The sequence below is a fragment of the Rathayibacter sp. VKM Ac-2928 genome (assembly GCF_022815545.1).
In the GTDB taxonomy this organism is placed as follows: domain Bacteria; phylum Actinomycetota; class Actinomycetes; order Actinomycetales; family Microbacteriaceae; genus Rathayibacter; species Rathayibacter festucae.
Map to the genome: position 1 here is coordinate 609,390 of NZ_JALGRU010000003.1, position 21,905 is coordinate 631,294.

Sequence of the window (21,905 nt, forward strand, 5' to 3'; positions counted from 1 at the left end):
TCGTCCGCGTGCCAGGATGGACCGTCAATCCCCCCTGCTATCCCCTTGGGAGCCCCTCCGGCATGTGCGGAATCGTTGGGATCGTGTCCTCCGGACCGGTCAACCAGTCCATCTACGACAGCCTCTCCCTCCTGCAGCACCGCGGCCAGGACTCGACCGGCATCGCGACCGCCGACGGCAGCACGCTGCACATCAAGAAGGCGGCGGGGCAGGTCCGCGAGGCGTTCCGCACCCGCGACATGCGCTCGCTGCTCGGCACGATGGGCCTCGGGCACGTCCGCTACGCCACCAAGGGCAACGCGGAGCGCGAGGAGGAGGCGCAGCCGTTCTACGTGAACGCGCCGTACGGCATCATCCTCATCCACAACGGCAACCTGACGAACACGCGCGAGCTCACCGAGGAGCTCTTCACCGTCGATCGCCGCCACCTCAACACCACCTCCGACACCGAGCTGCTGGTCAACGTGCTCGCGAACGAGCTGCAGGCCTCGATCTCGGGCCGCGACCTCGACGCGGACGAGGTGTTCGACGCGGTCGCCCGCGTGCACGAGCGGGTCGAGGGCTCCTACGCCACGATCGCGCTGATCGCCGGCCACGGACTGCTCGCGTTCCGCGACCCGTTCGGCATCCGGCCGCTGATCGTCGGCCGCCGGTTCAATGTGAACGGGCCGGACGACTGGGTGGTCGCCTCCGAGTCGCTCGTCCTCGAGGCGCAGGGCTTCGAGATCGTCCGCGACGTCGCTCCGGGCGAGGCGATCTTCATCACCCCCGACGGCCGGATGACCAGCCGCCAGTGCGCGAAGAACCCGCGGCTCATCCCGTGCTCGTTCGAGTACGTGTACCTCGCGCGGCCCGACTCGATCCTCTCGGGGATCTCGGTCTACGAGGCCCGGCTGCGCCTCGGCGACCGCCTCGCCGACACCATCGCCGAGTACACGCCGGGCGGCGCGATCGACGTGGTCATGCCGATCCCGGACTCCTCGCGCCCCGCCGCGATGCAGGTCGCGCAGAAGCTGGGCATCCCGTACCGCGAGGGCTTCTACAAGAACCGCTACGTCGGCCGGACGTTCATCATGCCCGGGCAGGCGGTGCGCAAGAAGTCGGTGCGGCAGAAGCTCAACGCGATGTCGAGCGAGTTCAAGGGCAAGAACGTGCTGATCGTCGACGACTCGATCGTGCGCGGCACGACCTCGAAGGAGATCGTCGACATGGCCCGCACGGCCGGCGCGAACAGCGTCACCTTCGCCTCCGCGGCGCCGCCGGTGCGCTACCCGCACGTCTACGGCATCAACATGCCGTCGCGGCAGGAGCTCGTCGCACACAACCGCCGGATTCCCGAGATCTCGGAGGCGATCGGCGCCGACTACCTGATCTACCAGGAGGTCGCCGACATGAAGGCGGCGATCCTGGAGGGGTCGGACGTCACCGACCTCGAGACCAGCTGCTTCACCGGCGAGTACGTCACCGGCACCGTCACGCCCGAGTACCTCGACTGGGTGGAGCGCACGCAGCTGAGCTGACGCTGGGAGGGCGCGCATCGGGCAGGCACAGCGCCCGGATGCGCGCAACGGGGTGCCCTGCGGCGGCGCATCGTCCATGATCGTGGGGCGCCGCTCCGTGCGCCCGAGACGAGGAGTCCCCGTGATCTACCGCCTGCTGCCCCTGCTCCTGACGTTCATCGCGGGTCGCCTGAAGAAGTCGCAGAAGGCCAAGCGCGCCACGCAGAACGCCGCGCGCTCGACGAGCCGCAGCAGCCGCAAGCGCCGCTGACCACTGCGCGTGGAGAGCGTCGTCTCTAGCGCGTCGAGGCGTCCGGCTCCGTGCCGGGCGCCTCGTTCTCGTCCGGGGCGACGTCCGAGTCGTCGAGCTCGTCCGTCGGCTCATCGTCGATGTCCGCCTCGCGGGCGACCGTGCGCTCGGCGGTGGTGCGGACGACGCGGCGGCCGACGACCCGGTCCAGGATCACGACGACGAGCGCGGCGAGACCGCCGAAGATCGTCACGAACAGCAGCAGACTGAAGCCGAAGACCTGCGCCTGGCTGAAGCCCTCCGTCTCGGGCAGCGCGAAGGTGAGCACGAAGGCGACGATCGCGCCGAGGCCCGCGCCGAGTGCGAGGATGCGCCAGACCCTCGGCGAGCGGCGGACGTCGACCTCCTCGCGGGTGATCTCGACGTCGTCGGGGCGCGGCGAGGAGTCGAGCGGATCGGTCATGCCTCCATTGTCCCCTGTGCCCGGCCGGGTGCGGGCCGAGTGGCGAGGCGGCGGCGGATCGGGTAGCGCGCGGTGCGGGGCGGGACCGCAACATGGCGATCGAGTAGCCGGCGGAGCCGGCGCATCGAGATCCACCGTCGTTCGGTGGGCGGGTCTCGATACGCCGCTGCGCGGCTACTCGACCAGCATGAAGAGGGCGCTGCGCGGCTGTTCGACCAGCACGGAGGCGCAGCCGCATGCTGATCGAGTAGCCGGCGGAGCCGGCGTATCGAGATCCACCGTGATCGAGACGCTGGTCGGCAACATGCTGATCGAGTAGCCGGCGGAGCCGGCGTATCGAGATCCACCGTGATCGAGACGCTGGTCTGCATCATGTTGATCGAGTAGCCGACGAAGTCGGCGTATCGAGATCCACCATCGTCGGAACGGTGGTCTGCAGGCCCCCGCGCTGGAGGACGGTGGGTCTCGATACGCCGCTGCGCGGCTACTCGACCAACATGAAGCGGCGCCGCATTGCGGCTCGGCGGTCAGTCATGAAGGGGCGCCGCATCGCGGCTCCGAGGGCGCGGCTCCGCAGCCGCGGTCACATGGAGTGGAGGAGGCGGCCCGCCTGGGCGCGGAGCTCGCGGACGACGGTCCGCACGGAGAGCCGCTCCGCGCGGTCGGGGCGCATCAGCGCGACGATGTGGCGCACGGAGTTCACGCCGCGCAGGGGCTTCACGACGATGCCGGCCGTGCCCGCGGTGTAGCGCGGGACCACGGCGATGCCGAGGCCGGCCGCGACGAACGCCTCCGTCACGCGCGTCGAGGCGAAGCGCTGCTCCACCCGCACCGGCTCACCGGAAGTCGTCTCGATCTCCTGCATGATCCGCTCGAAGGGGAAGCCGTCGGGCACCCCGATCCAGGTCTCGCCGACGAGATCGCCCGCCGTGACGGTCGCGCGGTCGGCGAGCCGGTGGCCGAGCGGCAGGGCGATGTCGAGCGGCTCGACCATCAGCTCGGCCATCGCGAGCCCGTGCCCGGCCCAGGCGCTGCGGCCGGTGGGCGAGTGCGCGAGGACGATGTCGAAGTCGGCGGTGAGATCGAGGAACTCGTCGGTCCCGGGATCCGCGTCCTCGCAGTGCACGACGAGCCCCTCGACGCTGCGCAGAGCGACCAGCGCGTCCGGCAGCAGCATCTGCCCGGCCGTCGGGAAGGTGGCGATCGTCACCTCGCCGATCGGATTGTTCTTGAAGGTCTGCCACACCGCGTCGGCGCGTTCGAGAGCGGTCGCGATCTCCGTGGCGCTGCGGGCCAGCTCGCGGCCGGCCGCGGTGAGGACGACGCCGCGTCCCGAGCGCTCGATCAGCGGCACTCCCGCCTCGCGCTCGAGCACCTTGAGCTGCTGCGAGACCGCCGAGGGAGTGCGGTGCGTCGCCGCCGCCACCGCGGTGATCGAGCGCCGCATCGAGAGCTCTCGGAGTAGTTCCAGCCGTCGCACGTCCATGTAGGAACGCTACACGTCAGGCCAAGAACAGTGCGATTGTCCTAAGGAACAGAAAGTCCGAGAGTGGACGTTGTACAGAGCATCCCGGCGGATGGATCGCCAAACCTGGCAGACACGTCGGAGCAACGAAAGGCAGAACACTCATGAGCATCGCAATCCTCGTCGTCCTCGGTGCCGTCGCCGCATGGGGCACGGTGTCGACGGTGCTCGTCGCCAGCCGCGACGGATACCGTCAGGTCCCCGTCCGCCACTGAGCCCCGCGCTCCGCGACAGCACCTCATCGCGTTCCGATGCCGTCTCCCCACCCGGGGAGGCGGCGTTCTCGCGTTCCAGGGGGCGCCCGCACGTCACGCTCCCCCGGAGACGCAGAAGAGGCCCCGCGGCGCGAACCGCGGGGCCTCTCCTGTGCGAGCGCTACTTCGCGGCGGTGCGGCGGCGCAGACGCGCCACGGTCATGCCGAGTCCGAGCAGCAACGCCGCGATCCCGGCCGCGAAGGCCGGCGTCGCGTCGACGCCGGTCGCGGCGAGGTGACCGGTCGAGCCGCCCGAGGCGCCGGGAACGGCGGGAGCCGTCGTGGCCGGGGTCGTCGGGATGACGGTCTCGGTGGGCTCCGGGGTCGGGGTGGGCGTCGTGGCGACGGCCGCGACGGCGAAGTCGAGGCTGATCGTCGTGCCGGTCGCGTCGCCCAGGGCGAAGCTCGCGGTGTGGGTGCCGCCGGCGAGGCTCTCGCCGATCGGCACGGCGACGGAGGCGCGACCCGTCGAGTCGTCGGTCACGGCCCGCGTCGGGTCGATCTCGGCGGTGGTGACGACCGCGTCGTCGACCGAGACGGTCACGACCGTGTCGGTGGGCGCTCCGGTGCTGAACAGCAGCGAGGAGAGGTCGACGGTCATCGTGTCGCCGACCGCGTACTCACCGGACTCGGGCAGGTTGGCGGTGAGGCCGATCGAGCGCTGGACCGGGTCGGGGCTGACCGTGCCGAGGTCCTGGATGTAGGACACGAACGCGTCGAGGTCGATGCGGCCGGAGTCGGCCGTGCCGGTGCCCTCGGTGAAAGTGCTGAAGCCGTCGCCACCGGTGGAGAGGAAGCTGTTCGTCACGATCGTGAAGGTCGCGGCCGGGTCGATCGGAGCGTTCTCGAAGAAGACCTCCGAGATGCGCGAGCCCTCCGGGGCGGCCGGGTCGAAGACGTAGGTCAGCGCCGCCGAGGTCGCGAGCTTGAGCTGCGGGTGGCTCGAGCTGCCGACCCACTGCTCCTCGAGCAGGTCCTCGATCTGCGCTCCGGTGAGCTGGAGCGTCACGAGGGTGTTCGCGAACGGCTGGGCGTCCGACGCCTCCGCGTAGGTGACGACGCCGTCGGCGTCGCCCGGGGTCTCGGCGCTGGCGGCGAAGTCGAGGTCGTCGCGCAGGCCGCCGGCGTTGGTGAAGGCGATCTGGGTGCCGAGCTCACGGGTGGCCCAGAGCTGCGCGTCGGCGACGAGGTTGCCCAGCGTCGACTCCGAGCCGCGGTTCGTGGTGATGCCGTCCTCGCGGTAGGCGCGCGAGATGTCGTCGGTGATGGTGCCGACCTGGACGCTGCCCTCCTCGACGGCGACCGCGGCGGCCGCCTCGACGATGGCGGCGACCTCGGGGTCGGCCGGGTAGGCGCCGACGTCGATGGTGTCGGCCGGGTCGTCGGACTCGGGGTCGTCGGCGACGACCGTCAGCGGCAGGACCTCGCTGGTGAGCGAGGTGAGCTGCTTGGTCGCCGGGTCGACGGTGAGGGCCATGTGGCCCAGGTTCTCGGCGTAGCTGCCGGTCTGCGAGACGACGGTCGGGAAGGTGCGGCCGGCGTCGATCGTCGCGTTGTACTCCTGGTGGCTGTGACCGGAGACGATGGCGTCGACGTTCGGGGCGACGGCGTTCACGATCGCGCCGAACTTGGGGTCGTCCGCGGGGGCGTTCGCCTCGGCGGCGTCGGCGTCGGCGCCCTCGTGCAGCAGGAGGACGATGACGTCCGCCTCGCCGTTCGCGGCGTCGCCGTCCTGGAGCTCGGTCGCGACCTCGTTGACGTTCTCGACGATCGGCTCGATCGAGAGGGTGGAGATGCCGCCGGGGCTGACCAGCGTGCCCAGGTCCTCGGTGATCGCGCCGATGAAGGCGACCGAGACACCGCCCTGGTCCGCGATGAAGTACGGGTCGTAGGCGCGCTCGCCGGTCGTCGTGTCGAAGAGGTTCGCGTTGACGTACGGGAAGTCGGACTCGTCGGTCACGCGGCCGTCGACGTCGGAGCGGCCCTTGTCGAACTCGTGGTTGCCGAGGGTGCTGACGTCCAGGCCCATCTCGTTGAGCACGTCGAGGGTCGGCTGGTCGTCCTGCACCTTCGAGGTGAAGGTGGAGGCGCCGATGTTGTCGCCGGCCGAGACGAACAGCGTGTTCGGGTTGGCGGCGCGGTAGGAGTCGACCGCGCCGGCGAGGACAGCGGCGCCGGCGGTCGTGCCGTCGGCCTCGATCCGGCCGTGGAAGTCGTTGATCGAGAGGATGTCGATCGCGACATCGCCCTCGGCGGCACTCGCGGGGGCCGCTCCGAGGAGGGCCGCTCCGGCGACCGCGCTGACGGCGGTGACGGAGAGGAGTCTGGTCAGGCCGCGACGGCCGGAGGTAGTGCTTCGCATCTGTAGGAGGTCTCCAAGCATCGAGCGGCGATTCGGAGAGAACTCCTGCCGCAGTGGGGGAACTTTCCCAGACAACCCGACGCGGGCCTGTCCGTCAAACGTCGATCGGGGCGGCGGCGGTGCGTTTACGAGATGTTAATTCGCCGACGGCCGGTGGACGTGGAGCAGCGGGAGGAACGGCGAGAGGTCGGCGCGCACGCCCGAGGCGTGGATCCGGCCGCTCGCGAGGCCCTCGCTCCAGGGGAGGGAGCCGGTGGCGAGCGGCAGCCAGGTGGCGGCGTCCATCTCGATCACGTTCGGCGGCGTGCCGCGGGTGTGGCCCGGGCCCTCGACGCACTGGGCGGCGCCGAACGGCGGCACGCGGACCTCGACGCTGCGGCCCGGGACGTTCGTCTCGATGATCTGCAGGAGGAAGCGCACGGCGGTCGCGGTCGTGTTGCGGTCGGCCCCGCCGGCGAGCGCCGCCCGCACGGCGTCCTGCCCGGTCACCTCGTCGATCTTCCCCTTGGCCATGCGTCCAGTCTGCCGTGCCGCCCGGTGCCCCCCGGTGCCCGGCGGCTCCGCGAGATGCCACTTGTGCACGCGACACGCCGCAGAAGGCGTGCACAACTGGCATCTCGCGGAGGAGGGAGGGGGCGCGCGGCGACGGGGCGCGCACCCGGGCGGGGGCGCTCCGGGGCGGGCCTATCCTGTCAGGGTGAAGATCCTCGTCCTCGGCTCGGGTGCCCGTGAGCACGCCATCATCACCGCCCTGCTCGCGGAGGAGGAGGCGCACGAGATCATCGCCGCCCCCGGCAACGCGGGGATCGCGCGCGACGTGGAGGTCATCCACTTCGACACCAACAGCCCGCGCCTGGTCAGCGACTTCGCGGTCGAGCAGGGCATCGAGCTCGTCGTCATCGGCCCGGAGGCGCCCCTCGTCGCGGGGGTCGCCGACGCCCTGCGCCGCCGCCGCATCCCCACCTTCGGTCCCGACCGCGCGGCCGCCGCCCTCGAGGGCTCGAAGACCTTCGCCAAGCGCGTGATGGACATGGCGCGCGTCCCCACCGGCCGGGCGACCCGCGTCTCGACGCTCGTCGACGCGACGCGCGTCATCGACGAGTTCGGCGCCCCCTACGTCGTGAAGGCCGACGGCCTCGCCGCCGGCAAGGGCGTGCTCGTGACCGAGTCGCGCACCGCCGCCGTCGCGCACGCCGAGTTCTGGCTGCAGTCCGGCGACGTGCTGATCGAGGAGTTCCTGGCCGGCCAGGAGGTCTCGCTCTTCCTCCTCTCCGACGGCCACGACGTCGTCCCGCTCTCGCCCGCCCAGGACTACAAGCGCCTCGCCGACGGCGACGAGGGACCGAACACCGGCGGCATGGGCGCCTACTCCCCGCTCCCCTGGCTCGCGGACCGCTGGGAGAGCGAGCGCGCCTTCGTCGACGAGGTCATCGACACCGTCGCCATCCCGACCATCCGCCAGCTCGAGCGCGAGCGGACCCCGTTCGTCGGACTCCTCTACTGCGGCCTCATCGTCACCGACGTCGGCATCCGCGTGATCGAGTTCAACGCGCGCTTCGGCGACCCCGAGACGCAGGTCGTGCTGCCGCGCCTGGTCTCCCCGCTCTCGGCGCTGCTGTTCGCCGCGGCGACCGGCGCGCTCGCCTCCGTCCCGTGGCCGGCCTTCTCGGAGGACGTCGCCGTGACGGTCGTGCTCGCCAGCGAGGGCTACCCCGAGAACGCGGCCACCGGTCGCCCGCTCGGCGGCCTGGAGGCGGCGGCCGAGGTCCCCGGCGTGACGATCGCGCACGCCGCGACCCAGCTGGTCGACGGCCGCTTCGTCGCCACCGGCGGCCGGGTGCTGAACGTCGTCGCCCGCGGCGCCGACTTCGCCGAGGCGCGCGAGCGGGCGTACCGCGCGCTCGACCTGATCACCCTCGACGGCGGCCAGTACCGCCGCGACATCGCGCTGCGCGTCGCCGGGCGCTAGCACGGAGGCTCCCGCCGGCGCCTCGACCCGGTCGCCGGAGTGGGACGACGTGTCTCGCCGCGCCGCGCCCGTCGGCGGTCGTCGCTAGCGTGTGGCGCACCCGGCAGCCCGTCGCCCCGACCGAGCCGCCTCCGTCGCTCCGGAAGGCCGCCGTTGTCCCCTGCATCCCGCTCCCGGTCCCGCGTCCGCCTCCTCGCCACCGTGGGGGCGGTCCTGTCGCTGCTCGCGGGAGCCGTCGCGGCGGGGTCACCGGCGCAGGCCTCGGCGGCCGGGAGCATCGTCGTGTCCGGCATCGTCCGGGCCGCCCGCATCGACTCCGTTCCCGCTCCCACCGGCGAGGCGTACCGGGTGCAGGCGGTGGATGCGTCCTCGACCGTCGTCGAGGAGGTCGTCACCGAGGAGGCCTACTCGCTGACCCTCCCCGCGGGCGGGAGTTACGCGGTGCGCGCGGAGGTGATCGACGACGACGCCTGGTATCCGACGTGGAACGCCGGCAACCCTCTCGGCGGCCTCTACGGCAGTCCACTCGCGAGCGAGGCGGAGCACTTCACCGAATCGAACGAGGGTGTCGACATCCTGGTGGCGTCCGCCGGCACTGTGACCGGAGGGATCCTCCCGGCCGGTGCGCCGGGCGTCACGAGGGCGGACTTCGTCGTCCAGGCCTGGATCATGGACGGGAGCGGGAATCTGGTCGAGTTCTCCTCGCTGCCGGTCAGCGGCGGCCCCGAGGCGGAGAGCCGCTACTCGTTCAGCGGCGCGGACCGCCTGCCCACGGGCGTCTACGTCTTCCGGCTCACCGAGGCGGGCGTCCCCGCGTACGACGACGAGTACTTCGAGGAGGCGGCTCGACTCGGCCAGTACGCCTACCAGTCGCTCGCGCCCGACGGCCTCACCGGCATCGACTTCACTCCCACCCCGTACGACTCGGACGTCGCGCGCGTGGCGGGGGTCGACCGCTACGAGACGGCGGCCCTGGTCTCCGTCGAGGGGTACGTCCCCCGCGACTCGCCGCTCTACGTCGCGAGCGGAGCGAACTGGCCGGACGCCCTGTCCGCCGGTCCCGCCGCGTCCGCCCAGCGTGGCAGCCTCCTCCTGACCGACCCGCTGGTGCTCCCCGAGACCGTCGCCCGCCAGGTCGAGGACCTGCGGCCGAGCCGGATCGTGGTGGTCGGGAGCGCCCTCTCGGTCAGCGACGCCGTGCTGCGGAGCCTGGACGACCTGACCGACGCTCCGGTCGTGCGGATCGCCGGCCGGGACCGCTACGAGACGTCGCGGCGGATCGTCGCCGACGCGTTCCGCGGCACCGACTACTCGACGGTCTTCCTCGCCACCGGCACGGACTTCCCCGACGCCCTCTCGGCCGCGCCGATCGCCGGGCGTCGGCTCGAGCCCGTCCTCCTCGTCGACGGCGCCCGGAGCGATCTGGACAACGCGACGCGGAACGCGATCCGCCGGCTCTCGGCGGAGTCGGGCCAGCTGCTCGGCGGAACCCCGTCGATCAGCTCCGGCATCGAGTCGGCCCTGCGCGCGTCGACCCTCGTCGAGTCCGTCCACCGGGTGGCGGGGACGGACCGGCATGACACCAGTCGCCTGCTCAACGCCCTCTATCCGCCGTCGGAGCTGGTCGACGAGGCCTTCGTCGCCTCGGCGACGAGCTTCGCCGACGCTCTGGCCGCCGGGCCTGCGGCGGCGGAGCGGGGGGCACCGCTGTACCTCAGCGAGCCGACCTGCCTCCCGGGCGCGACGAAGACGGCGATCGCGAGACAGGACCTCGACTACGTGACGATCCTCGGCGGCACTCCGACGCTCTCGGCCGCGGTCGGCCGGCTCCGGGCCTGCTGAGCGGGCGACTCCTCGAGAGTCGTCGTAGCGGGAGCTCGAGGACGACGATCTCTGGAGGGCGGATTCGGCGGACGGGGGTCAGGCGGTGCGCAGGGGCGTGCGGCGGGTCGCGGACCACCAGAGCGCCGCGCAGCCGAGGACGGCGGCGCTGCACAGGGCCATGACGGTGCGCGGCTCGAGGAGCAGGATCCCGAGCGAGACCAGGGCCTGGCTGAGAGCGATCGCGAGCATGGCGATCATGGTGTCGACCGCGAAGACGCGGCCGCGCAGGTCGTTCGCGGTGATCGACTGCAGGCCGTAGCCGCTGAGACTCGCGTTCATGCTGCCGCCGATGTGGGCGATCAGGACGAGGGCGATCGCGAGGACGACCGAGGTACTGATCGACACCAGGGCGTAGCCGAGGCCGAAGAGGAGCACGGCGGCGACGATCCCGCCGCGCAGGTCGGGCGAGCGCTCCGCCGCGGACCGCGCGACGCGGGGCCCGATCACGGCGCCGACGCCACGCGCGGCGAAGAGGAGACTCGCGGCGACGGCGGGGTCCGCCGCCATCGTCAGAGCGAGCGCCGGGAAGAGGGCGATGGCGCCGTTGCCGAGGTGGCTGCCGGGCTTCGCCAGCAGGAGGGCCGGGATCCGCCGGTCGGAGCGGCAGAAGGCGGCTACCTCGCGGACGTCGCGGGCGAACCGGGCGAGGCCTCCGCGGCGGCCGGCCTCGCGCCCCGCCCCCTGCCCCGCCCCGTGATCGGCGCCGCGCGCCGCGGGCAGGCCGAGCAGCAGCAGCGCGGAGAACCCGTAGGCGCCGGCGGTGATCGCGAAGCAGAAGTACGGCGAGACGAGCGCGGAGGCGATGCCGCCGAGGGAGGCGCCGAGCGCGAGCATCACTCCCCAGACCGAGTTCAGCCCGGTGCTCGCGACGAGCAGGCTCTCCCGCGGCACGATCTGCGGGACGATCGCATTCACGGCGGGGGTGAAGAACGCCTTGCCCGCCGCGAGCAGTCCGAAGGTGAGCACCGCGAGCCACGCGGTCCCCGCCGACTGCAGCAGGAACAGGGGCAGCACGGCGAGCGCCGACCCCGCCTGCGCGACGACCAGCACCGTGCGGCGCGACGTGCGGTCGACGAGCCCGCCGGCCCAGAGCGAGAGCACGGCGATGACCGCGGTCTCGGCCGCGAGCAGCAGCGCGCCGAGGGCGCCGTCGCCGGTGAGGCGCTGGAGCAGGACGATCAGCGGGATCATCGTGAACCAGTCGCCGCCCTGGCTGACGATCTGGGCGAGGAAGACGCGGCGGTAGTCCGGGTTCGCGCGCAGGATCCGCCGGACGCTCTCGCGCGCGGTCGTCATCGCGGCGGGGTCCGTCCGGTCGGTCATCGGGCGTCTCCGTCGGCGTCGCTGGGGTGCGGCCCGAGCTCGACGGCGAGAGTGAGCACGGTCCCGGTGCCGAGGTCCAGGCGGTGGACGCCGCTCGGGAGGGAGCGCAGCCTGGGGACGCAGACCTCGGCGAGGATCGAGCGCGTGCCGAGGACGGTCCGCTTCTGCTCCGATCGCAGGACCAGCTCGGTCGAGAGGGTCGCGTTCACGATCTGGCAGCAGTCGGCCGGCACGGTGACGACGCGGCCCGGCTCGGTGCAGATCAGGACGACGCCGACGTCCGTGCGGAGCAGGAGCACGCCGTCCCGGTCGCTCTCGCGGTGGGCGCCGGCGCCGTGGTGCAGGAGCGCGCGGTACCAGCGGTGCACGCGGAGGAGGCAGACGCGCTGGCCCGGATCGAGCGCGGTGAGGTCGCGTCCCCAGGCGGGGACTCCCCCGGCGACCATCCGCAGGGCGATGACGCACACCTCGGCGGGCGACGCCGAGCGGGGGAAGGTCTGGTAGTCGTTCAGCCCCGGCATCCCCCGGGCCTGGAGGTGGTCCATCCGCACGAGGTTGGTCCGCGACGCGTACGGGGAGTCGCCGCCGCGCACGACCGAGCCGAGCCCGGCGATGGCGGCGGTGGCGTGGTCCTGCTTCATCTCGACGACGACCGGCCGCGGCTGCGCCTCGGTGATCGCCGCGCACTCGGCGAGGACGCGGTGCAGTCCGACGATCGTCGAGCCGAGGTCGTGCGCGTGCTCGGGGGACTCGCACTCCTCGGACGGCAGCCCGTCGAAGAGGTCGTACGTGACGCCGTCGAAGGGGTGGCGCCGGAAGAGGTCCCGCACGACGTCGACCATGACCCGCCGGGCGCGCTCGCTGCGGAAGCACAGCGAGGAGAACATCGCCGGGTTCAGGATCGGGGCGCCGTGCGCGTCCTGGACGAGGAGGTCGCCGACCCGCCCGAAGGCCGCGGAGGCGGGACCGACGGCGTGCGGGGCGCACCAGATGATCACCCGGCTGCCGAGCGCGTGGATCGACTCGATCAGCCACGGCAGGTCCGGGTACTTGACCGGATCGGGGGTCCAGTCGCCGATGTCCATCGGCACGTCGTCGCTCGAGTCCCGTCCGCGGCCGAACCAGCCGTCGTCGATGACGATGTTCGGGATCCCCAGCTCCGCGGCGAGGCGGGCGTTCCGCAGGACGAGCTCCTGCGTGACGTGCTCGGAGCTCCAGTCGACCCCGGTGCACCAGTAGGGCTCGAGCGCCTCGGGGCGGGTGGAGTAGCGCACGTCCAGGGCCAGCCGCTCGCAGGCGGAGAACCGCCGCAGCACCGAGCGCCAGTCGGCGTGCTGCGACGCGGGGAGGACGGCGATCCAGAACCGGTGCACGGCCTCGCCGTCGGCACCGGCCTCCGCGGTGTCGGCGAGGTGGAGCAGCGTGAACTCCACCCGGAGCCGGCGGAAGTGCACGTTCAGCGCCCGGTTCGAGGCGGGCTCGTGCAGGGTGATGTCCATCTCCGCGGGCGCGGCGATCACGCCCACGCCGTGGACGCCGCCGCCGAGCCGCTCGAAGACGTAGACCGGCGTCTTCAGCGAGTTCGCGCGGACCTGCAGGTCGCCGCTGAAGCGCCACGCGGAGACGGGGTGGCTGCTGTTCATGTGCCAGCGGCCCGTGTCCGGGACGACGACGTGGTCGAGGGAGTCGAGGGTCGTCGTGTAGACGACGCTCACGTCGCGCAGCTCGGGGCGGGCGGGCAGGCGGACCTCGAGCAGCTCGTCCGCGGCGCCGGTGAACCGCCAGCCCGTCGGGACGGGAGTGCCGTCCGCGACGACGAGGCGGCCGTCGCCGGTCGCGACCAGCACGGCGCGGAATCCGACGGACGTCCCGTCGAGGCGCCGGGCACGGACCTCGACGCTGCCGGCCGCGGTATGCCGGGCCGTGCTGTCGCTGGATCCCACGGTGTGCTGCTTCCTTCGTCGGCGGTACCCGGCGGAGTCCGCGGCGCCGCGACGATCCGTGACCGTTCACGGAGCGCAGGGCCGCCTCGTACCGCGACACGGTGATCCGCGCCGTTCAGGGCATGGTGACGTTAGCATTCGAGCGCGTGCGATGAGTACCCGCGGGATCGGGGAGGGGCGCGGCGGGGGCGGGGCGCCGGTGTCGGGAGGGCGGTGTCGGGAGGGCGGGCGATCCCGGCCCGGGGTCAGCGCGCGGTCGCGACGATGTCGCGGAGGGCCTCGCCGAGGTCGGGGTGGGCGAAGGTGAAGCCGGCCTCCTCGAGGCGGCCGGGGACGACCCAGCGGCTCTTGAGCAGCAGCTCGGACTCGGTGCGCAGGGCGAAGGTCGCCGGCTCGAGGACGAAGCGCGGGGCGGGCAGGCCGATCCGCCGGCCGACCGCGGCGCGCAGGAGGCGGGAGAGCTCGGTGTTGTCGCTCGGGTTGGGCGCGGCGAGGTTCACGGGGCCGTCGAGGGGCTGCTCCTCCGGGCCCTGCTCCTCCAAGAACCGGATCGAGCGGTAGACGTCCTCGACGTGGATCCAGCTGAAGTGCTGGCGTCCGTGGGTGGGGCGGTACTCGTGGTGCACGCCGGCCGCGCGCCGGGCGCGGATGGCCGGCCAGCGGCCGTCGAACTGCGGGCCGCCGAGGCCGAGCCGGGCGAGCTTCAGCAGGATGCCGGTGGCCGGGCCGTCGCCGAGCACGATCGTCATCCGCAGGGCGAGGCGGCGGACGCCGGGGGTCTCGCCGGCGAAGAACGCCTTCTCCCAGGCGCGTGCGACGTCGACGGAGAAGCCCTCGCCGAGCACGCCGTTCCGCTCGGTGTTGGCGCGCTCCTCCTCGTGGCGGTAGAGGGTGGCCGTGCTCGCGTTCATCCAGACCGGCGGCGGGGTCGCGGCGGCCGCGACGGCGCGGTGCAGCTCCTGCGTGGTGTCGATCCGGGAGCGCAGGATCTCGGCGCGGTTGGCCGGGGTGTAGCGGCAGTCGACGCTCTTGCCGGCCAGGTTGACGAGGAGGCGGGCGCCGTCGAGGGCCCGCGTGATCGCGGCGGCGTCGCCCCAGCGGGCGTCGGGGCCGGAGCGGCCGATCCGGCGGACGGTCCAGCCGTCGGCCTCGAAGCGGCGGGCGAGGTCGGTGCCGAGGAAGCCGCTCGCACCGGCGAGGACGACGACGGGGCGAGCGGGGTCGGGCATGTGTTCATCGTGCCGCATGGCGGGCGTTCGTCGCGGCTCCGGATCCTCAGAGCTTGCGGGCCGCCGCCAGCGCGCCGGCGAGGCGCTCCGGGAAGCCGGGCGGGACGTCCTCGGGCAGGGCGTCGACCGGCCACCAGGCCAGGGCGTCGCTCTCGTCGCTGACGGCGAAGGGCTGCGCGGGGTCGGCGATCGCGCCGTAGCCGATGTCCCAGTGAGTGCTGCAGCGGCCGAAGCCGCCGCCGAGACCGTGCCGGTCGAGGTCGAGCGGGACGTCGCCGAGCAGGGTGAGGGCTGGCAGGCCGCTCTCCTCGCGGGCCTCGCGCTCCGCGGCGGCGGGGACGGAGGCGTCGGCCGGCTCGACGTGCCCGCCGAGCTGCACCCAGAAGCGGCCCTTGCGGTGGTAGCAGAGCAGGACCCGGTCGAGTGCGGGCGAGAGCACGAAGCAGCTCGCGGTGACGTGCTCGGGGCCGCCGTCCCGCTCGAGCGCCGCGTCGCCGTGCTCCGCGAGGAAGGCGAGGTACTCGTCCCGGAGCCCGGCGAGCGCCGCGGGCGCCGCCCACTCCGCCAGCTCGATGCTCAGCCTGCCTCCACGCGCGTTCTCCACCCGCACGAGCGTAGGCGTACGCCCCCTCCCGCGGTGCGCGTGCAGCCCGCAGTTCGCGAGATGCCACCTATGAGGGCGACACGCCGAGACGGGGGCTCATAAGTGGCATCTCGCGGGGCGAGCCGGGGGTGCGAGCCCCGGCGGCAGTCCGCGAGATGCCACTTCGGTACGCGACACGCCGAGTGAGCCGTACCCAAGTGGCATCTCGCGGGGAGGGCCCGGGGTGCCCGTGCGGCCGCAGCCCGCGAGATGCCACTTACGAGGGCGACACGCCGAGGCGGAGGCTCATAAGTGGCATCTCGCGGGAGGGAGGTGGTCAGACGGCCAGGCCCGAGAGGCCCTCGCGGTCGACGCGGCGGTGGAAGCGCATGCCGGCGAGGCCGCCGAGGACGGCGCCGACGAGGGAGACGACCAGGGCGGCGAGGACGGTCACGATCGCGGTGACGGTGGCGTCGCCCGCGTCGAGCGGGATCTGCGGGAAGCCGCTGACGGCGGAGAGGATCTGGCTGCCTCCGGTGAGCGCGGAGACGATGCCGACGACGATCGCGACGACGACGGCCCAGGCCCAGACCGCGACGCCCTGCTTGGCGCCGCTGAAGCGGGCCATCCGGCCGGCGACGTAACCGCCGGAGTAGTAGGCCACGAGGAGGATCACGAGCAGTGCGATCGCGCCGACCCAGCCGAAGGCGGCGGGGTCCGCGGCCAGGTCGGCCGTGACGTCCTGCGTGCCGACGACGGCCGCGCCGATCGCGGTGACCAGGGCGGTGAGGATGACCGCGAGGCCGGTCGCGGCGAGCCAGCCGAAGAAGGCGCAGCCGATCTTGAGGCCGCCGAAGCGGTCCTTCTCGCGCTGGTGGATGTCCTTGCGCGCGGCGGTGCGGGCCTTCGCGGCCTCCGCGGAGTCGGGGTCGACGGGGGCGCGGTGCGCGGCGGGCTGGTCGTCGGGGGCGGTGGTCGCGGTGGCGCCTGTGGAGGTCGAGGCGGTGCTCGTCGTGTCGAAGCGGGTGGTCGCGTCGTGGTCGGCGCCGCTCGGCTCGCTGCGGAAGCGGTCGCTGCGGTCGGGACCGGTGCTGTCGGAGCCGGGGCCCCGATCGGTGGGCGTGCTCATGTCGGCCTCCTCGTGCGCCCCGGTGCGGAGCGTCGGCTCAGTCAACTCCCCGGCGGCTCCCGGTGTCTCGGGCTTGACGGCGCGGATCGACGGGCGGCTCGGGTGCCGGCGGGGTCGTCGCCTCCTGCTGATCGAGTAGCCCGCGAAGCGGGCGTATCGAGATCCACCGTGGTCGGCAGGTGGGGTCTGCAGAGCCCGACTGCTGGTGACGGTGGGTCTCGATACGCCCCTTCGGGGCTACTCGACCAGCATGCAGGGGGGCTGCTCATCAGAGCGGAAGAAGGCGTCAACCCCGTGGCGCGGCGGCGCGCGAGCGGCTTGCATGGGAGGACCGACCCACGACGAGAGGGAGCACCATGACTCCGGAATCCCCCGAGCAGACCCCGCCCGGCACCGAGGCCGAGCTGACGCCGAAGGCCGACCACGGCGAGACCAGCTACCGCGGCTCCGACCGTCTGCGCGGCAAGGTCGCCCTGGTCACCGGCGCCGACAGCGGCATCGGCAAGGCCGTCGCGATCGCGTTCGCCCGCGAGGGCGCCGACGTCGCGATCTCGTACCTGAACGAGCACGAGGACGCCGAGGACACCGCGAAGTGGGTGCGCGAGGCCGGCCGCGAGGCGCTGCTCTTCCCCGGCGACCTGCAGGACCCGGCGCACTGCCGCTCCGTCGTCGCCGAGACCGTCGAGAAGCTCGGCCACCTCGAGGTGCTCGTCAGCAACGCGGCGTTCCAGATGAGCCGCGAGGAGGTCACCGACATCCCCGACGAGGAGTGGGACCGCACCATCGCGACCAACATCAGCGCCTACTTCCACCTCGTGAAGTCCGCGCTGCCGCACCTGAAGAGCGGCGCCTCGATCATCGCGACGAGCTCGGTGCAGTCCGACCAGCCGTCGTACCAGCTGCTGCCCTACGCGGCGACGAAGGCCGCGATGCTCAGCATGACCGCCTCGCTCGCGCAGGCCCTCGGCGAGAAGGGGATCCGCGCGAACGCGGTCGCCCCCGGCCCGATCTGGACCCCGCTGATCCCGGCGACGATGCCGCCGGAGGCCGTCGCCTCGTTCGGCGAGCAGGTCCCGCTCGGCCGTCCCGGCCAGCCCGCCGAGGTCGCGCACGCCTACGTGCTGCTCGCCTCGGACGACGCCAGCTACATGAGCGGTTCGACCATCGCCGTCACCGGCGGGAAGCCGATCCTCTGAGCACCGCCACGCGGAGCCTCCGGAGCGCCGCTCACCCGCAGGAACGTGCGGTAGGTTCCCGCGGGTGAGCGTCCACATCCGCAGCATCGAGACGGCCGTCCCGCCCACGGTCCTGCACCAGCCGGAGCTCCGCGACCTCTTCGCCGCGCAGCCCGCCGTCACCCGCCTCGGCTCGCGGCTGATCGGCGCGGCCTTCAACGCCTCGGGGATCGACACCCGGCACACGGTCGTCGACGAGCTGGACGGCGAGGAGCGCGACGGCGAGAGCACCTTCTACGACGCCCGCTCCGGCCTCCTGCTCGACCCGGGCACGGCCGCGCGCAACGCCGTCTACACGGCCCGCGCTCCGGAGCTGTTCGCGCAGGCGGCCCGGCGCGCGCTCGAGGCGGCCGGCTTCGCGCCGGACGAGGTCACGCACGTGGTCACCGTCTCCTGCACCGGCTTCTACGCGCCCGGTCCCGACTACCAGCTGGTCCGCGCGCTCGGGTTGCGGGTCTCGACGCAGCGCTTCCACCTCGGCTTCATGGGCTGCTACGGCGCCTTCCCCGGGCTCCGCGCCGCCCGCGCGTTCTGCGAGGCCGACCCGTCGGCCGTCGTGCTGGTCGTCGCGGCGGAGCTCTGCAGCATCCACCTGACCAGCTCGAGCGACGCGGAGCAGATCGTCGCCACCTCCGTCTTCGCCGACGGGGCCGCCGCGGCGGTCGTCACGGCCCGCGCACCCGAGCCGGGCACCGCGGTGCTCGACATCGACGAGCTCGACACGACCCTCACCCCCGAGGGCGAGGACGAGATGGCCTGGACGATCGGCGACCACGGCTTCACCATGCGGCTGAGCACCTACGTGCCGTCCATCATCGGCACGAACATCACCGCCGCGCTCGAGCCGATGCTCGGCCTCGGCGGGGTCGGCGCCGCGGACGTGCAGCGCTGGGCCGTGCACCCGGGCGGCCGGAGCATCCTCGACCGCGTGCAGTCGGCGATCGGCCTCTCGGACGAGCAGATGCGGCCGTCGCGCGAGGTGCTGCGGACGGTCGGGAACATGTCGAGCGCGACCGTGCTGTTCATCCTGCGGCGCCTGCTGCACGGCGAGGCGGCCGACGGCGAGCGGATCGGCGCGATGGCGTTCGGACCCGGGCTGACCGTCGAGATGGCGCTGCTGACCAAGCGCGGCGGGGCGTGAGCGCCCACGCGCCGCTCGTCCCCGACCTCCGGCACAGGGAGACGAACGCGCAGGAGCTGATGGACGATCCGTCCTGCGACCGCGCCCTGCTCGATGCGACCTATGCGCGGTTCGGCACGGTGAACCGGCTCGTCTCCGGCTGGCGGCGGCTCTACCGGACCCGGCTGCGCCCGCTGTTCCGGAGCGAGGAGCCCCTGCGGCTGCTCGACATCGGCTCGGGCGGCGGCGACATCGCGCGCTCGCTCGCCGACTGGGCGCACGCGGACGGGCTGCGGCTCGCGATCACCGCGATCGATCCGGACGAGCGGGCGTTCGCCTTCGCGACGTCGACGCCGGCGCCGGCCGGGCTCGAGTTCCGGCGGGCGAGCAGCGCCGACCTGGTCGCCGAGGGTGCTCAGTACGACATCGTGACGTCGAACCACCTGCTGCACCACCTGCCGGCGGAGGCTCTGAGCGCGCTGCTCGAGGACAGCGAGCGGCTCGCTCCGCGCGCCCTGCACAACGACATCGAGCGCTCGCGGCTGGCGTACACCGCGTACGCGGCGGCGACGCGGCCGATCGCCGCGGGGTCGTTCCTGCACTACGACGGGTCGCTGTCGGTGCGGCGGAGCTACACGGCGCCGGAGCTGCGCGTGCTGGCGCCCGAGGGCTGGCGCGTGGAGCGGGCGGCGCCGTACCGGCTGCTGCTGGCGCGCGGGTAGGGCGCGCTCGGGGCCGCGCGGCCGGGGTCAGGGCGCGCTGCGAGCTGCGCGCGGCCGGGGTCAGGGCACGCTACGAGCTGAGCGCGGCCGGGCTCACGCGCGGGCGGATTGCTGACCCGGGGGCGGCGGTGGAGCGGGAGCGAGTCGTGCCCGCAGGCCGGCTGAGCGCGGGCTAGCGGTGGGGGCGCTCGACGTCGTCGCCGGGCGTGCGCTCGTCGGGGCCGTGCGAGCGGCGGTACTGCCAGCCGGCGAGGGCGAGGATCAGCACGCCGCAGAGGACGGTGATGATGTCCGGCACGGAGACCCCGTCGCCGAGCGAGCTGATGCCGGCGCCGAGGAGCAGGACGCCGCCGATGAGGTAGAAGATGACTCGCGTTTTCATGGCCTCGTCGCTTTCGTCCGCCGGAACAGGCCCTGCGATGCTACCCGGTCGCGCCGGACGGAGGCCGGGCGCGGTCCTCGCTGCGGGGGACGTCCTCCGGCACGCGGGGTCGCCTCCGGCACGTCGGAATGCGCCGATTCCGCGAGCCCGGGGTGGAATCGCGAGCCGAACGTCCCCGTGCGCGCGAGCTCCGGCACGCCGGACCGCCTCGGGCACGCTGGAATGCGCCGAGATCGCGAGCCCAGGGCGGAATTGCGAGCCGAACGTCCGAGCGGAGTGCGTCCGGGACGCGAGAAGGTCACCTCGTCAGGGTGGACGCTTCATGCTGATCGAGTAGCCCTCGCAGAGGGCGTATCGAGATCCACCCGCGTCGAGAGGACGAGTCTGCAGACCACCCTGCTGGGGACGGTGGGTCTCGATACGCCCCTGCGGGGCTACTCGACCAGCATGGGGTTCGCAGAGGCCCTCGGCGAGAGGGCGGCACCCCCTGCGGGGCTACTCGACCAGCATGCGGGTGAAGCGGCCCTCGACTAGGGGGCGCGGCCCGGGCTGTCAATGGGGCATCGGCGTGTCTGTCCGTCGATTCCGCGTCGAGGGGCTCCACCGGTTACCGTCCCCGAGGAGCTGTCCGCCGTGGGCGGCTCGCACTGACGAAGGGCGCCCGTGGCCACGCTGACCTATGGACCGCAGAATCTCGAGATCGAGTTCGAGGAGCGGGTGCTCGCCCACCTCAAGGTCGCCGTGCTGTCGAAGCTGCGGCGCAACGAGGCCTTCTCGCTCTCCTGGACCGAGGACGCCTCCACCGGCCACGGCCGCAGCTCGGTCTGGCTGCACCCGTCGGTGCCGCTGCACTTCCGCTTCGCCGAGACGCACCAGCCCAAGCTCAACCGCGCGTGGATCGAGCAGATGCTGAGCGTCGCGAGCATGCACGGCGAGCTGTCCGTCCTCCCGGAGCCCGAGGAGTCGCGGCAGGGCTGAGCCCCCGGCCGCCCTGCCCTTCCGCGGTGCATCCGTCAACCCCACCCCCCGTCCCAGGGTCGCGTCGTAGCGTCTGAGGACAGTGACCGGGCGGTTCTCCGTCGGTCGCGACCACGGACGGAGACGACGATGACCGATACCGCGCGAGCAGTCGCAGCACCCACCCTGACCGGGACGGGAGGCTCCCTGCGCAAGGACGAGCCGATCGCCGTCCGCCACGCGCCCGATTCCGCCTCCACCGCCTCCCAGCCCGTGCTCGGCTGCCGGATCGACGTGAGCGGCCGGATCTTCACGGTCGAGCTCGAGATGGCCGGCATCTTCCAGCGGCAGGTGCGCCGCACGCTCCGTGACGGCGACAGTGCGCTCGTCCTTCTGCGTCACGTCGACGGGATCGAGATGATCCCCTTCACCCGTGCGACGCCGTTCGAGGTGTCCGACATCGTCTGCCCCGAGGGCGTCGAGCCCGTGCAGGCGCGGATCGACGAGGGACTGCGCGCCCGCTAGGACTGCCGCGGCGCGGGGTCGATCCCGCGCCGCCGTTCGATCGGATCCGCGCAGCCGCCGCGATCAGGCGGAGAGCGACGCCTCGATCAGCTGGACGATCCGCGGATCGTCGGGCTCGACCGTCGGGCGGAAGCGGTGCACGGTGCCGTCCGCGGTGATCAGGAACTTCTCGAAGTTCCACTTCACCTTGCCGGCCTTGCCCGCCTCGTCCTCGGTCTTGGTCAGCTCCGCGTAGAGCGGGTGCGCCGAGCGTCCGTTGACCTTGACCTTCTCGAACATCGGGAACGTGACGCCCCAGGTGGTCGAGCAGTACTCCTTGATCTTGTCGGAGTCGCTGAGCTCCTGCAGGAACTGGTTGCTCGGGAAGCCGAGCACCGTGAAGCCGCGGTCGCCGTACTGCTTCTGCAGCGCCTCGAGCTTCTCGTACTGCGGGGCGAGGCCGCAGCGGGAGGCGACGTTGACGATGAGCTTCACCGGCGCGTAGTCGGCGAGCGTCGACGCGGATCCGTCGATCGTGGTGAGCGGGATGTCGGTGATCGTCTCGGGCACGG

The 21,905-nt window shown here is 72.8% G+C and carries 20 protein-coding genes; 9 read left to right on the top strand and 11 right to left on the bottom strand.

From position 1 onward, the window contains the following. The first annotated feature begins 62 nt into the window (after window positions 1-62). Both purF and MT350_RS20180 read left to right on the top strand, forming a co-directional pair. The gene (purF, locus tag MT350_RS14230; RefSeq protein WP_123448060.1) at window positions 63-1,520 is read left to right on the top strand and encodes an amidophosphoribosyltransferase; all 1,458 of its coding nucleotides are present in this window, start codon (window positions 63-65) and stop codon (window positions 1,518-1,520) included. 121 nt (window positions 1,521-1,641) lie between these two features. Further along, a complete protein-coding gene (locus MT350_RS20180; RefSeq protein WP_260303555.1) occupies window positions 1,642-1,770 on the top strand; it encodes a hypothetical protein in 129 nt (42 codons plus the stop codon). 25 nt (window positions 1,771-1,795) lie between these two features. Here MT350_RS20180 and MT350_RS14235 read toward each other — a convergent pair whose 3' ends face one another. The 4 genes from MT350_RS14235 to MT350_RS14250 form a co-directional block, all read right to left on the bottom strand. Beyond that, entirely contained in the window at window positions 1,796-2,212 is a 417-nt protein-coding gene (locus tag MT350_RS14235) for a hypothetical protein (protein ID WP_243616171.1), read from the bottom strand. Between the two features lie 583 nt (window positions 2,213-2,795). Further along, on the bottom strand, window positions 2,796-3,698 hold the full coding sequence (locus tag MT350_RS14240; protein WP_123448058.1) for a LysR family transcriptional regulator: 903 nt from the start codon (window positions 3,696-3,698) through the stop codon (window positions 2,796-2,798). A gap of 414 nt (window positions 3,699-4,112) precedes the next feature. Continuing rightward, window positions 4,113-6,353: a bifunctional UDP-sugar hydrolase/5'-nucleotidase gene (locus MT350_RS14245; RefSeq protein ID WP_243616172.1), complete on the bottom strand. Its 2,241-nt coding sequence runs from the start codon at window positions 6,351-6,353 to the stop codon at window positions 4,113-4,115. 135 nt (window positions 6,354-6,488) lie between these two features. Then, window positions 6,489-6,866 carry a sterol carrier family protein gene (locus MT350_RS14250; RefSeq protein WP_243600710.1) on the bottom strand — a complete coding sequence of 126 codons (378 nt, stop codon included), beginning with the start codon at window positions 6,864-6,866 and terminating at the stop codon, window positions 6,489-6,491. Window positions 6,867-7,050: 184 nt separating this feature from the next. Here MT350_RS14250 and purD point away from each other — a divergent pair, with 184 nt between their 5' ends. After that, window positions 7,051-8,322: a phosphoribosylamine--glycine ligase gene (purD, locus tag MT350_RS14255; protein ID WP_243600711.1), complete on the top strand. Its 1,272-nt coding sequence runs from the start codon at window positions 7,051-7,053 to the stop codon at window positions 8,320-8,322. A gap of 282 nt (window positions 8,323-8,604) precedes the next feature. Then, window positions 8,605-10,164, top strand: coding sequence for a cell wall-binding repeat-containing protein (locus MT350_RS14260; RefSeq protein ID WP_243616173.1), 1,560 nt, complete (start codon window positions 8,605-8,607; stop codon window positions 10,162-10,164). A gap of 78 nt (window positions 10,165-10,242) precedes the next feature. Here MT350_RS14260 and MT350_RS14265 read toward each other — a convergent pair whose 3' ends face one another. The 5 genes from MT350_RS14265 to MT350_RS14285 form a co-directional block, all read right to left on the bottom strand. Continuing rightward, complete coding sequence (locus MT350_RS14265; RefSeq protein ID WP_243616174.1) at window positions 10,243-11,529, bottom strand: MFS transporter; 1,287 nt, start codon at window positions 11,527-11,529, stop codon at window positions 10,243-10,245. Further along, a complete protein-coding gene (locus MT350_RS14270) occupies window positions 11,526-13,472 on the bottom strand; it encodes an alpha-galactosidase (RefSeq protein WP_243616175.1) in 1,947 nt (648 codons plus the stop codon). The genes MT350_RS14265 and MT350_RS14270 overlap by 4 nt, the downstream gene beginning before the upstream one ends. A 245-nt stretch (window positions 13,473-13,717) precedes the next feature. Further along, window positions 13,718-14,701, bottom strand: a complete 984-nt coding sequence (locus MT350_RS14275; RefSeq protein WP_243616176.1) for an epimerase — start codon at window positions 14,699-14,701, stop codon at window positions 13,718-13,720. 46 nt (window positions 14,702-14,747) lie between these two features. Beyond that, window positions 14,748-15,305, bottom strand: a complete 558-nt coding sequence (locus tag MT350_RS14280; protein ID WP_243616177.1) for an NUDIX hydrolase — start codon at window positions 15,303-15,305, stop codon at window positions 14,748-14,750. Window positions 15,306-15,621: 316 nt separating this feature from the next. Then, window positions 15,622-16,413, bottom strand: a complete 792-nt coding sequence (locus tag MT350_RS14285) for a hypothetical protein (protein WP_243616178.1) — start codon at window positions 16,411-16,413, stop codon at window positions 15,622-15,624. Between the two features lie 356 nt (window positions 16,414-16,769). Between MT350_RS14285 and MT350_RS14290 the strand changes: the two genes are divergently transcribed. The 3 genes from MT350_RS14290 (at window position 16,770) to MT350_RS14300 (ending at window position 19,490) form a co-directional block, all read left to right on the top strand. Beyond that, window positions 16,770-17,609 (top strand): SDR family oxidoreductase, encoded by an 840-nt coding sequence (locus tag MT350_RS14290; protein WP_243616179.1) that lies wholly within the window; start codon window positions 16,770-16,772, stop codon window positions 17,607-17,609. A 64-nt stretch (window positions 17,610-17,673) separates the two neighbouring features. Then, window positions 17,674-18,789 carry a 3-oxoacyl-[acyl-carrier-protein] synthase III C-terminal domain-containing protein gene (locus MT350_RS14295; protein ID WP_243600720.1) on the top strand — a complete coding sequence of 372 codons (1,116 nt, stop codon included), beginning with the start codon at window positions 17,674-17,676 and terminating at the stop codon, window positions 18,787-18,789. After that, window positions 18,786-19,490: a methyltransferase domain-containing protein gene (locus MT350_RS14300; RefSeq protein WP_243616180.1), complete on the top strand. Its 705-nt coding sequence runs from the start codon at window positions 18,786-18,788 to the stop codon at window positions 19,488-19,490. The genes MT350_RS14295 and MT350_RS14300 overlap by 4 nt, the downstream gene beginning before the upstream one ends. A 172-nt stretch (window positions 19,491-19,662) precedes the next feature. Here MT350_RS14300 and MT350_RS14305 read toward each other — a convergent pair whose 3' ends face one another. Continuing rightward, window positions 19,663-19,872, bottom strand: a complete 210-nt coding sequence (locus MT350_RS14305) for a hypothetical protein (RefSeq protein ID WP_123706287.1) — start codon at window positions 19,870-19,872, stop codon at window positions 19,663-19,665. Between the two features lie 663 nt (window positions 19,873-20,535). On the opposite strand from MT350_RS14305, the gene MT350_RS14310 reads away from it, so the two are divergent. Together MT350_RS14310 and MT350_RS14315 are read left to right on the top strand one after the other, a co-directional pair. Further along, window positions 20,536-20,850, top strand: coding sequence for a hypothetical protein (locus MT350_RS14310; RefSeq protein ID WP_243616181.1), 315 nt, complete (start codon window positions 20,536-20,538; stop codon window positions 20,848-20,850). A 129-nt stretch (window positions 20,851-20,979) separates the two neighbouring features. Further along, the gene (locus MT350_RS14315; protein ID WP_243616182.1) at window positions 20,980-21,354 is read left to right on the top strand and encodes a hypothetical protein; all 375 of its coding nucleotides are present in this window, start codon (window positions 20,980-20,982) and stop codon (window positions 21,352-21,354) included. Between the two features lie 63 nt (window positions 21,355-21,417). Here MT350_RS14315 and MT350_RS14320 read toward each other — a convergent pair whose 3' ends face one another. Beyond that, on the bottom strand, window positions 21,418-21,903 hold the full coding sequence (locus MT350_RS14320) for a glutathione peroxidase (protein ID WP_243600723.1): 486 nt from the start codon (window positions 21,901-21,903) through the stop codon (window positions 21,418-21,420). Window positions 21,904-21,905 lie beyond the last annotated feature (2 nt).